Genomic DNA, 11,758 nt, shown 5'->3' with positions numbered 1-11,758 from the left:
CGGCAATCTATTACGGCTTACGCGCAATCAATACTGCGCGTAATGGGGCGGGGTAGCCTTCAACCGTTTTACTGTGGTCGTTCGGGTCGAGAAAATCGGCCAGCGATTCGGTTATCATCCACTCGGTGCGGCGCTGCTCTTCGGTGGTGGTGACGCAGACATCGGCGATGCGCACATCAACAAATCCGCATTTTTCCAGCCAGTTTTTTAGCGCCAACGCAGAGGGGATAAAATAGACGTTACGCATCTGCGCGTAGCGGTCACCCGGCACCAGTACGGTATTTTCATCACCCTCGACAACCAACGTTTCCAGTACCAGTTCACCCTCTTTAACCAACTGATCTTTCAACTGCCACAGGTGTTCCAGCGGTGAACGTCGATGATACAGCACGCCCATGGAAAACACGGTATCAAAGGTGTTGAGCGCCGGAAGCTGTTCAATACCCAGCGGCAGCAAATGTGCGCGCTGATCGTTGCCCAGCAGTTTACGCACCGCTTCAAACTGGCACAGAAACAATTGCGTAGGATCGATGCCCACCGCCAGGTGCGCCCCCGCGCCAATCATACGCCACATGTGATATCCGCTGCCGCAGCCGACATCGAGAATGGTACGGCCGGTAAGATCCGATAAATGCGGCAGGACGCGATCCCATTTCCAGTCTGAGCGCCATTCGGTATCAATATTGACGCCGTAGAGCGAGTATGGCCCTTTACGCCATGGCATCAGGTTCCGCATCAGGGTGTCGATGCGTTTGAGCTGACCGTCACTAAGTGGTTGCTCGCTTTCTGCGGTGACGCTATGCAGTAAGTCCAGACGATACGGCGTTAACTCTGGCAAAAACTCCACCGCATTCGACCACTGCTTAAATAAGCCATGCTGATCGCGCTGCCAGGCAGCGATTTGCGCCGGGAGTGTTTCCAGCCAGTGGGAAAGGTGATTTTTGGCAATCAACTGATAAAAGTTACCAAAATCGATCATGCGCAAACCTCAGCTTTCAACGCCACCAGGGAACCAAAGTTGAAGCACTGGAACCACAATTCGCTGTGCTCAAAGCCTGCCTGATGCAGGCGCGCTTTGTGTGTTTCTACGGAGTCGGTCAGCATCACGTTCTCCAGCATGCTGCGCTTCTGGCTGATTTCCAGTTCGCTATAGCCATTTGCGCGTTTGAAGTCATGGTGCATGTTGAACAGCAGCTCGCCAACTTGAGCGTCTTCGAAACTGAATTTCTCCGACAGCACCAGCGCACCGCCGGGATTCAGTCCCTGATAAATCTTATCCAACAATGCCTGGCGCTCAGGTGGCTCAAGGAACTGCAGGGTAAAATTCAGCACCACCATCGAGGCGTTTTCGATAGTAATGTCGCGAATATCGCCTTCGATGACGTCAACCGGGGTTGGTGCCTTATAAGCGTCAATATGACGACGGCAGCGCTCAACCATCGCCGGGGAATTATCAATGGCAATAATTTTGCAATTCTCGTGATGAATATTGCGACGCACCGAGAGCGTCGCCGCGCCCAAAGAGCAGCCGAGATCGTAGACCTGTGTGTTGGGTTGTACGAAACGTTCGGCCAGCATGCCAATCATCGAAATGATATTGGAGTAGCCGGGAACGGAACGCTGGATCATATCCGGGAAGACTTCAGCTACCCGTTCATCAAAGGTCCAGTCACCCAGACTGGCGATAGGCGCAGAAAAAAGCGTGTCGCGGTGAGACATAACGTAAAAATCCGGGAAAAATAAAGTGGCGTATTGTGCGCTAATGCAGGGAGAAAACCAACTCCCAGGGCATATACCAAAGATTCGCCAGCACCATTAGCAACAGCGAACACCAGGTCGCGCTCATGCCTGAACGCCGCCAGCGGAAAAGCCGGTGGTGGAATCCGTAATAATGCATCAGTCGTCCGGCAATCAACATCAGTCCGCAAATATGCACCATCCACGTTTCTGCGCCGTTCATTTCCATAAATAACAGCAGCACTAACGCGACAGGAATATATTCCACCGCATTACCATGAATACGGATAGCGCTTTGCAGTTCGCTAAAACCACCGTCACCATAGGCAACGCGGTACAGCATACGCAGGCGCACGACGTCAAATGAGAACTTTATTAACAATAACGCACCTAATACGGCATAAAGCGCGCTGACCATACAAACTCCCTTTAAANNNGCTGATGGCACTGTCTATGATAGGTGGCAATTTCAGAAAAGAGAAGATTGCTGTGGAATAGACGGTGCTGATCCGATCTCTGGCAGGGCGCTACGTAAATCCGCCCATAACGTGTCTACCAGCTCCGGAGCCTGCGCGATATCCGGCGTATGTAAAAAAAGATACGGCGTCGTGGATTGTTGCCACTGCGACAGCTTGGTTAACCAAACTGCAAATAACTGCCGGTTTTGTGCCATATCATCGCTACCGATAAAACGCACCATCGGATGATTGGCTGTTACCACTGCATGAACCGGAACCTTTGGTTTCTTACGCTGAGCTTCTCGTACCGCTTCAGTATGCGGGATGGCGGCATGCACCGGGCGACTGTCTAAAATCACCCGGTTTACACCTCGCTCATGCAGGCCGCGATTCAGTTGCTGCTCGGCTTCGCCTTTGGCAAAGAAGTCCGGATGGCGAACTTCGACACCGTAGGTAAAGGATTTGGGGAGCGCGTCGAGAAACGGCCACAGAGCGGACAGATCGCGTGGGGCAAAGGTTGCGGGTAATTGTAACCAGTATTGCCCGATGCGCGCTTCCAGCGGTGACATGCGCGTGAAAAATTCCTGTACCAAATCATCACAGTTACGCAACGCGGCCTGATGTGAAATGGTGGCCGGAAACTTAAAACAAAATCGAAACGCATCGGTGGTTTGTGCATGCCAGCGGGTGACAATCTCGGCTTTTGGCAACGCATACAGCGTGGTGTTGCCCTCCACGCAGTTAAAGTGCCGGGCATACTCTTCCAGGCTGGTGATCCCAAGTCGCACCCATCTCGGGTGCGACCACTGGGGTAAGCCGATATAGATCATAACGCGTGCAGGATCTCGTCCACGCTGCGCACGCGCGCAATGCGTGGGAAAATGTGAGTCATGCTGCCTTGATGCTGGTCAGCACTGGCGGCGCTACAGGCATCTTCCGCAACAATCAGATTGAATCCTAGCTCCCACGCGTTTCGCGCGGTGGATTCCACGCCAATGTTCGTGGAAATGCCACACAGGACGATGGTATCGATACCCCGGCGGCGCAACTGTAGCTCGAGATCGGTACCGTAGAACGCGCCCCACTGACGTTTGGTGACTTCCAGATCGCTGGCGCATTTGCCCAAGGCTTGCGGATAATCCCACCAGTTGTCGGGTAACGCTTTGGCGGGGGCCTGGGCATCAACCGGCTGTTTCAGCGCTTCAGCATAATCATCAGACCAGCCAACGCGTACCATCACTACTGGAGAACCCTTAGCACGAAATTTTTCCGCCAACCGTGCGGCGCGGATAACCACATCGTGTGCCGTATGTGGTCCGCCAGCGAAAGGCAGGATCCCTTCCTGTAAGTCAATGACGACAAGGGCGGTTGTTGTTGCGTTCAGTTCCAGCATGGTCACTCCAGTAAAAAATAAGAAATCCGTTACACCTTAATCGCGAATCAGTGTGAAAGGGGCGACAATTTTTGTTATTTTTTGTGAGATTACGCAATGCCCGTCGAGGAAACAGGCGTACAGTCAGTACCGGACTTATCGTGCGGCAGAATTTCCAGTATAATAGCCGCCTTTTTTCATTCAGTTGTGACATTCAGCTAAAGCTGCGACTTCGTCATCTGCGAGACAGATGACAATCCGCCTGCGGCAAAGTTAAGGGATATCTCATGCGTACAGAATATTGCGGGCAGCTACGTCTGTCCCACGAGGGGCAGCAGGTGACTCTGTGTGGTTGGGTCAACCGTCGTCGTGACCTTGGTAGCCTGATCTTTATCGATATGCGCGACCGCGAAGGTATCGTGCAGGTATTTTTCGATCCGGACCGTGCGGACGCGTTAAAGCTGGCCTCCGAACTGCGTAATGAGTTCTGCATCCAGGTTACGGGCACCGTGCGTGCGCGTGATGCGAAAAACGTCAATGCCGATATGGCGACTGGCGAAATTGAAGTACTGGCGTCCGATCTGACCATCATCAACCGCTCAGACTCACTGCCGCTGGACTCTAACCACGTCAATACCGAAGAAGCGCGTCTGAAGTATCGTTATCTGGATCTGCGTCGTCCTGAAATGGCGCAGCGCCTGAAAACACGCGCCAAAATTACCAGCCTGGTGCGTCGTTTTATGGACGATCACGGCTTCCTCGACATTGAAACCCCGATGTTGACCAAAGCGACGCCGGAAGGCGCGCGCGACTATCTGGTGCCTTCCCGCGTTCATAAAGGCAAGTTTTACGCGCTGCCGCAGTCTCCTCAGCTGTTCAAGCAGCTGCTGATGATGTCTGGCTTTGACCGTTACTATCAGATCGTAAAGTGCTTCCGCGATGAAGACTTACGTGCTGACCGTCAGCCTGAATTTACCCAGATCGACGTCGAGACGTCTTTCATGACTGCGCCGCAGGTGCGTGAAGTAATGGAAGCGTTAGTACGGAATCTGTGGCTGGAAGTGAAAGGTGTGGATCTCGGTGATTTCCCGATCATGACCTTTGCCGAGGCTGAGCGCCGTTACGGCTCCGATAAACCAGACCTGCGTAACCCAATGGAACTGGTTGACGTCGCTGATCTGGTGAAAGACGTTGAGTTCGCGGTGTTCTCTGGTCCGGCGAACGATCCGAAAGGCCGTGTAGCCGCTCTGCGCGTACCGGGCGGTGCGAGCTTAAGCCGTAAGCAGATCGATGATTACGGTAACTTTATTAAGATCTACGGCGCGAAAGGTCTGGCTTACATCAAAGTCACCGAGCGTGCGAAAGGTCTGGAAGGTATCACCAGCCCGGTGGCTAAGTTCCTGAACGCAGAAATCGTGGAAGCGATTCTGACGCGTACCGGAGCGCAAGACGGCGACATGATTTTCTTCGGTGCCGACAACAAGAAAGTGGTTGCCGACGCGATGGGCGCGCTGCGTCTGAAACTGGGTAAAGATCTGAGCATTACCGACGAGTCGAAATGGGCGCCGCTGTGGGTCATCGACTTCCCGATGTTTGAAGACGATGGTGAAGGCGGTCTGACCGCGATGCACCACCCGTTCACCTCGCCGAAAGACATGACCGCTGCTGAGCTGAAAGCTGCGCCGGAAGATGCGGTTGCCAACGCTTACGATATGGTTATCAACGGCTATGAAGTAGGTGGTGGTTCCGTACGTATTCACAACGGTGACATGCAGCAGACCGTATTCGGTATTCTGGGCATTAACGAGCAAGAGCAGCGCGAGAAATTCGGCTTCCTGCTGGATGCGCTAAAATATGGTACTCCGCCACATGCGGGCCTGGCGTTTGGTCTGGATCGTCTGACCATGTTGCTGACGGGTACTGATAACATTCGCGACGTTATTGCCTTCCCGAAAACGACGGCAGCCGCGTGTCTGATGACTGAAGCGCCAAGCTTCGCTAACGAAGCTGCGCTGGCGGAACTGAGCATTCAGGTTGTGAAGAAGGCCGAGAATAACTGATATGAAGTACAAACAGCCTGTCTCGGTGTTGGTCGTGATTTATGCAAAGGACACCGGGAGAGTGCTGATGTTACAGCGACGCGACGATCCTGACTTCTGGCAGTCGGTCACCGGCAGCCTGGAAGAGGGTGAAACCGCGTCGCAGGCCGCCATGCGCGAAGTAAAGGAAGAGGTCGCCATTGATGTTGCGACTGAGCAACTGACCTTAATTGACTGTCAGCGCACGGTAGAGTTTGAGATTTTTAGCCATTTACGTCATCGCTATGCGCCGGGAATTGAACGTAATACTGAATCCTGGTTTTGCCTGGCACTTCCCTCAGAACGAGAGATCGTGTTCACCGAACATCTGACCTATCGTTGGGTTAATGCGGTTGAAGCCGCCCAGTTAACCAAGTCGTGGAGTAATCGGCAGGCGATTGAAGAATTTGTGATTAACGTCGCCTGAGAAGGCGCGCTTTTTGGAGATATTATTTATGGCAGGTCATAGTAAATGGGCCAATACCAGACATCGTAAAGCCGCGCAGGATGCCAAGCGCGGTAAAATTTTTACCAAAATCATTCGTGAGCTGGTGACGGCGGCTAAACTGGGCGGGGGCGATCCGGATGCTAACCCGCGTCTGCGCGCGGCGGTGGATAAAGCGCTGTCCAACAACATGACCCGTGACACCCTGAACCGTGCCATCGCGCGTGGCGTGGGCGGTGATGAAGACTCGAATATGGAGACCATCATCTATGAAGGTTACGGCCCTGGCGGCACCGCGGTGATGATTGAATGCCTGTCTGACAACCGTAACCGTACCGTGGCTGAAGTGCGTCATGCGTTCAGCAAAACCGGCGGTAACCTGGGCACCGACGGCTCTGTGGCTTACCTGTTCAGCAAAAAAGGCGTGATCTCTTTTGAGAAAGGCGACGAAGACACCATCATGGAAGCGGCGCTGGAAGCCGGTGCAGAAGATGTAGTGACCTACGACGATGGCGCAATTGATGTTTACACCGCGTGGGAAGAGATGGGCAAAGTGCGTGACGCGCTGGAAGCGGCTGGCCTGAAAGCAGACAGCGCTGAAGTGACGATGATTCCGTCCACTAAAGCAGACATGGATGCAGAAACGGCACCGAAACTGATGCGTCTGATCGATATGCTGGAAGACTGCGACGACGTACAGGAAGTTTACCACAACGGTGAAATCTCCGATGAGGTTGCTGCGACCTTAGAATGATGTGGTTAAGCCATACAATAACAGGAGATGCGTGATGTCTATTATTCTCGGCATTGACCCGGGGTCACGCATTACCGGTTATGGCGTAATCCGTCAGGTCGGCAGGCAACTGACCTACCTCGGCAGCGGCTGTATTCGCACCAAAGTTGACGATCTTCCATCACGTCTGAAGCTGATTTATGCGGGCGTGACGGAGATAATCACCCAGTTCCAGCCGGACTATTTTGCCATTGAGCAGGTTTTTATGGCGAAGAATGCCGACTCGGCGCTAAAGCTGGGGCAGGCGCGCGGCGTGGCAATCGTTGCGGCGACCAATCAGGACCTTCCGGTCTTTGAATACGCGGCCCGCCAGGTAAAACAGACCGTGGTTGGTATCGGTAGTGCGGAAAAAAGCCAAGTGCAGCATATGGTGCGTACGCTACTGAAGCTGCCCGCCAACCCGCAGGCGGACGCCGCGGATGCGTTGGCGATTGCCATTACCCACTGCCATGTCAGTCAGAATGCCATGCAAATGAGCGAGTCGAGGCTGAATCTGGCGCGAGGTCGGTTACGTTAGTGACAAATGAGGCTGGATATCTATCCAGCCTTTTTTTATGATAGCGCATTACCTTTTAGCCCTTAACGCAGGAGCGTCATGTGATAGGCAGACTCAGAGGCATCATTCTTGAAAAACAACCCCCGCTGGTCCTTCTGGAAACCGGTGGGGTAGGCTATGAAGTGCATATGCCCATGACCTGTTTCTACGAGCTGCCGGAAGCCGGACAGGAAGCGATTATCTTCACCCATTTTGTGGTGCGTGAAGACGCGCAGTTGCTGTATGGCTTCAACAACAAGCAAGAACGCACGCTATTTAAAGAGTTAATTAAAACCAACGGCGTAGGCCCGAAGCTGGCGCTGGCGATCCTCTCCGGTATGTCTGCCCAGCAGTTCGTGAATGCCGTTGAACGTGAAGAACTTGGCGCGTTGGTGAAGTTACCCGGCATTGGAAAGAAAACTGCCGAGCGTTTGATTGTAGAAATGAAGGACCGCTTTAAAGGTCTGCATGGCGATCTCTTTACCCCGGCGGCGGATCTGGTCCTGACCTCTCCGGCAAGTCCGGCAACGGAGGACGCCGAGCAGGAAGCGGTTGCTGCGCTGGTGGCGTTAGGCTATAAACCACAGGAAGCCAGCCGCATGGTGAGCAAAATTGCCCGCCCTGATGCCAGCAGTGAAACCCTGATTCGTGAAGCGCTTCGCGCGGCATTGTGAGGTAAAGGATGATTGAAGCAGATCGCCTGATTTCGGCTGTCAGCACGACACCTGAAGACCTGGTGGATCGTGCGATCCGCCCTAAATTGCTGGAAGAGTATATTGGCCAGCCTCAGGTACGCTCGCAAATGGAGATTTTTATTCAGGCGGCAAAGCTGCGCGGTGATGCCCTCGATCACCTGCTGATTTTTGGTCCTCCTGGCCTCGGTAAAACCACGCTTGCCAATATTGTGGCCAATGAAATGGGCGTCAACCTGCGCACCACATCCGGACCTGTGCTGGAGAAAGCGGGAGATCTGGCGGCGATGCTCACTAACCTTGAACCCCACGATGTTCTCTTTATCGATGAAATCCATCGCCTGTCGCCGGTGGTGGAAGAGGTGCTGTATCCGGCGATGGAAGATTATCAACTGGATATCATGATTGGCGAAGGGCCTGCTGCACGTTCAATTAAGATCGATCTGCCGCCGTTTACCCTGATTGGGGCGACGACGCGCGCCGGGTCGTTAACGTCCCCGCTGCGTGATCGCTTTGGTATTGTGCAGCGACTGGAGTTCTATCAGGTTGCCGATCTGCAGCACATTGTCGGACGTAGCGCCCGCTTCATGGGACTGGAAATGAGCGATGAAGGGGCGTTGGAAGTGGCGCGTCGCGCCCGTGGTACGCCGCGTATCGCCAACCGTTTATTACGCCGGGTACGTGATTTTGCCGAGGTGAAGCATGACGGCACCATTTCGGCGGATATCGCCGCTCAGGCGCTGGATATGCTCAACGTCGACGCGGAAGGCTTCGATTATATGGACCGCAAGCTGCTGCTGGCGGTGATCGATAAATTCTTCGGTGGACCGGTCGGCCTGGATAACCTGGCGGCGGCGATCGGGGAAGAACGTGAAACCATTGAGGATGTGCTGGAGCCGTATCTGATTCAGCAAGGTTTTCTGCAGCGTACGCCGCGCGGAAGAATGGCAACGGTGCGCGCCTGGAACCATTTCGGGATCACGCCGCCAGAGATGCCTTAGCGGCTGAAGTCGCTACGCTCACCAGGCCAGGGCGATTTTGTAGGCCCGGTAAGCGCAGCGCCACCGGGCAACACTCGCTTAGCTTGCCTGCTTTTTCATCATGCTGAAGATAAACAGCAGCGCGGCACACAGCACCACGGATGGCCCTGCTGGGGTATCATAAAAGGCTGAGAAGGTCAGCCCCCCTGTAACCGCTATCATACCCACACCAACGGCGACGCCTGCCATCTGTTCCGGTGTGCGGGCGAAACGACGGGCGGTTGCCGCAGGGATGATCAGCAGAGAGGTGATAATCAGCGCCCCGACAAACTTCATCGCCACACCGATAGTTAAAGCTGTAACCAGCATCAGCAACAGCTTAACGCGTTGCAGCTTCACGCCATCAACAAACGCCAGATCCGGACTGATGGTCATCGACAGCAGGTTGCGCCACTGCCAGAACAGAATCGCCAGAACGATAATCACGCCAATGGCGATGGAGATGAGATCTTCTGGCGTCACGGCGAGTAAATCACCAAACAGGTAGGCCATCAGATCCACGCGGATGTTTGACATCAAGCTGACGACAACCAGCCCCAATGACAACGCGCTGTGCGCCATAATACCAAGCAAGGTATCGATCGCGAGGTGAGGGCGCTTCTCCAGCCATACCAGACCGGCCGCCAGCATCAGGGTCACGGCAATGACGGCATAGAAAGGATTTACATTCAGCAGCAGACCAAAAGCGACGCCCAGCAGTGAAGCGTGGGCCAGCGTATCACCAAAATAAGACATACGACGCCAGACGACGAACGAGCCGAGTGGGCCGGCGGCACAGGCCAGCATGATCCCGGCTAACCAACCGGGTAATAACAATTCAATCATGAGTGACCATTTCCCCGGCGTAAGACGATACGACCCTGTAAATCGTGGCGATGATTATGATTATGACGGTAAATTCCGAGTTGTTCGGCGCCGCGTTGCCCGAACATTGAGATGAATTCCGGGTGCATGGAAACCACTTCCGGCGCGCCGGAACAGCAAATATGGTGGTTGAGGCACAGCACTTCATCGGTTTTAGCCATCACCAGATGCAGGTCATGGGAAACCATCAGTACGGCGCAATCCAGTTCACGTCGTAACTGGTCGATAAGATCGTACAGTGCGACCTGACCATTGACATCCACACCCTGGGTCGGTTCATCAAGAACCAGTAGCTGAGGCTTATTCAATAAAGCACGGGCCAACAGGACGCGTTGCGTTTCCCCGCCAGAGAGTTTTTGCATCGGCGCATTCATCAGATGCCCGGCCTGAACGCGCTTCAGCGCCGGAAGAATATCCTCTTTTTTGGTGCCGGGACGTAAGCGCAGAAAACGACTGACCGTCAGCGGAAGCGTGGTATCGAGGTACAGCTTTTGCGGCACATAGCCAATCCGCAATTGACCATTACGCTTGATAACTCCCTCGTCAGCCGCTACCAGCCCCAAAACAACGCGCACCAGGGTTGACTTCCCGGCACCATTTGGGCCGAGAAGCGTCAAAATTTTACCGGGTCGAAGTTCAAGCGATACGTCAGAAAGGACGCGGCGTTGACCATAAGAGACCGAGACATTTTCCAGTGAAACCAAAGTCGTCATATCAATTTTAGTCTTGCAGAAGTTATAGAATGTTATAATATCACATTTCTTACATTCGTTACGATGATTGGTCGCATTATGTTACATAAAAATACGCTTCTTTTCGCAGCATTATCCGCTGCTCTTTGGGGTAGTGCAACACAGGCGGCAAATGCTGCCGTTGTGGCGTCTCTTAAGCCGCTGGGATTTATCGCTTCAGCCATTGCTGATGGGGTAACTGATACCCAGGTTCTGCTGCCTGACGGGGCTTCCGAACACGATTACTCACTGCGTCCTTCAGACGTAAAACGCTTACAGGGCGCGGACTTAGTCGTGTGGATTGGACCTGAGATGGAAGCGTTTATGGAAAAGTCAGTCAAGAATATTCCTAACGCGAAACAGGTAACGATTGCGCAGCTTAATGACGTGAAACCGTTACTCATGAAAGGTGCTGACGACGACGATGAAGATCATGGACACAGCGATGCGGGTGGTGAAAAAAGTGACGAGCATCACCATCACGGCGATTACAACATGCATCTTTGGCTCTCCCCAGAGATAGCGCGGGCCTCAGCGGTTGCAATCCATGAAAAATTAGTGGAACTTATGCCGCAAAGTCGAGCCAAACTTGACGCCAACCTGAAGGATTTTGAGGCACAATTAGCCGCAACCGATAAGCAGGTAGGTAACGAGCTCGCGCCGCTCAAGGGCAAAGGTTATTTCGTTTTTCATGACGCCTATGGCTACTACGAGAAACACTACGGACTAACACCGCTTGGTCACTTTACCGTGAACCCTGAGATTCAACCTGGTGCGCAGCGTTTACATGAAATAAGAACACAGTTGGTTGAGCAAAAAGCAACCTGCGTTTTTGCTGAGCCACAGTTCAGGCCAGCGGTCGTTGAAGCCGTCGCGAGAGGGACAACCGTTCGAATGGGAACGTTGGATCCACTCGGAACGAATATCAAACTGGGTAAAACAAGCTATTCAGCGTTTTTGAACCAATTAGCCAACCAGTATGCGAGCTGCCTGAAAGGAGATTAATGAGGAAG

At 53.5% G+C, this 11,758-nt stretch carries 14 protein-coding genes; 7 read left to right on the top strand and 7 right to left on the bottom strand.

What is annotated here, in order from left to right:
- Nucleotides 1–10: 10 nt before the first annotated feature.
- The 5 genes from cmoB to JSN25_RS18285 form a co-directional block, all read right to left on the bottom strand.
- Nucleotides 11–979 carry a tRNA 5-methoxyuridine(34)/uridine 5-oxyacetic acid(34) synthase CmoB gene (gene cmoB, locus JSN25_RS18305; protein WP_204525219.1) on the bottom strand — a complete coding sequence of 323 codons (969 nt, stop codon included), beginning with the start codon at nt 977–979 and terminating at the stop codon, nt 11–13.
- Nucleotides 976–1,719, bottom strand: a complete 744-nt coding sequence (cmoA, locus tag JSN25_RS18300; RefSeq protein WP_038641439.1) for a carboxy-S-adenosyl-L-methionine synthase CmoA — start codon at nt 1,717–1,719, stop codon at nt 976–978. The genes cmoB and cmoA overlap by 4 nt, the downstream gene beginning before the upstream one ends.
- A 40-nt stretch (nt 1,720–1,759) precedes the next feature.
- A complete protein-coding gene (locus JSN25_RS18295) occupies nt 1,760–2,155 on the bottom strand; it encodes an MAPEG family protein (RefSeq protein ID WP_038641437.1) in 396 nt (131 codons plus the stop codon).
- 51 nt (nt 2,156–2,206) lie between these two features.
- Entirely contained in the window at nt 2,207–3,025 is an 819-nt protein-coding gene (locus JSN25_RS18290) for a DUF72 domain-containing protein (RefSeq protein ID WP_137347808.1), read from the bottom strand.
- Entirely contained in the window at nt 3,022–3,588 is a 567-nt protein-coding gene (locus JSN25_RS18285) for a hydrolase (RefSeq protein ID WP_038641434.1), read from the bottom strand. Before JSN25_RS18285 ends, JSN25_RS18290 begins: the two co-directional genes overlap by 4 nt.
- 266 nt (nt 3,589–3,854) lie before the next feature.
- On the opposite strand from JSN25_RS18285, the gene aspS reads away from it, so the two are divergent.
- The 6 genes from aspS to ruvB all read left to right on the top strand — a co-directional run bounded on the left by aspS (nt 3,855) and on the right by ruvB (nt 9,111).
- Entirely contained in the window at nt 3,855–5,627 is a 1,773-nt protein-coding gene (gene aspS, locus JSN25_RS18280; protein WP_121529165.1) for an aspartate--tRNA ligase, read from the top strand.
- 1 nt (nt 5,628) lies between these two features.
- Nucleotides 5,629–6,072 carry a dihydroneopterin triphosphate diphosphatase gene (gene nudB, locus JSN25_RS18275; protein ID WP_038641430.1) on the top strand — a complete coding sequence of 148 codons (444 nt, stop codon included), beginning with the start codon at nt 5,629–5,631 and terminating at the stop codon, nt 6,070–6,072.
- Nucleotides 6,073–6,100: 28 nt separating this feature from the next.
- Nucleotides 6,101–6,844, top strand: a complete 744-nt coding sequence (locus JSN25_RS18270) for a YebC/PmpR family DNA-binding transcriptional regulator (protein WP_006684137.1) — start codon at nt 6,101–6,103, stop codon at nt 6,842–6,844.
- A gap of 34 nt (nt 6,845–6,878) precedes the next feature.
- Nucleotides 6,879–7,400, top strand: a complete 522-nt coding sequence (gene ruvC, locus JSN25_RS18265) for a crossover junction endodeoxyribonuclease RuvC (RefSeq protein WP_003034867.1) — start codon at nt 6,879–6,881, stop codon at nt 7,398–7,400.
- Nucleotides 7,401–7,480: 80 nt separating this feature from the next.
- Nucleotides 7,481–8,092 carry a Holliday junction branch migration protein RuvA gene (gene ruvA / locus JSN25_RS18260; protein WP_038641428.1) on the top strand — a complete coding sequence of 204 codons (612 nt, stop codon included), beginning with the start codon at nt 7,481–7,483 and terminating at the stop codon, nt 8,090–8,092.
- Between the two features lie 8 nt (nt 8,093–8,100).
- Nucleotides 8,101–9,111 (top strand): Holliday junction branch migration DNA helicase RuvB, encoded by a 1,011-nt coding sequence (gene ruvB / locus JSN25_RS18255; protein WP_005120696.1) that lies wholly within the window; start codon nt 8,101–8,103, stop codon nt 9,109–9,111.
- Nucleotides 9,112–9,189: 78 nt separating this feature from the next.
- On the opposite strand, the gene znuB is transcribed toward ruvB, so the two are convergent.
- Both znuB and znuC read right to left on the bottom strand, forming a co-directional pair.
- Complete coding sequence (znuB, locus tag JSN25_RS18250; protein WP_069324707.1) at nt 9,190–9,975, bottom strand: zinc ABC transporter permease subunit ZnuB; 786 nt, start codon at nt 9,973–9,975, stop codon at nt 9,190–9,192.
- Nucleotides 9,972–10,727 carry a zinc ABC transporter ATP-binding protein ZnuC gene (gene znuC / locus JSN25_RS18245; protein ID WP_006684140.1) on the bottom strand — a complete coding sequence of 252 codons (756 nt, stop codon included), beginning with the start codon at nt 10,725–10,727 and terminating at the stop codon, nt 9,972–9,974. Before znuC ends, znuB begins: the two co-directional genes overlap by 4 nt.
- 78 nt (nt 10,728–10,805) lie before the next feature.
- Here znuC and znuA point away from each other — a divergent pair, with 78 nt between their 5' ends.
- Complete coding sequence (gene znuA / locus JSN25_RS18240; protein WP_160956249.1) at nt 10,806–11,750, top strand: zinc ABC transporter substrate-binding protein ZnuA; 945 nt, start codon at nt 10,806–10,808, stop codon at nt 11,748–11,750.
- The last annotated feature ends 8 nt before the right edge of the window (nt 11,751–11,758 follow it).

Origin of the sequence: Citrobacter cronae (assembly GCF_016893685.1) — a bacterium.
GTDB lineage: Bacteria > Pseudomonadota > Gammaproteobacteria > Enterobacterales > Enterobacteriaceae > Citrobacter > Citrobacter werkmanii.
The sequence above is the reverse complement of the archived record's forward strand: the minus strand, read 5'-3'. Positions and strand labels throughout refer to the sequence as shown.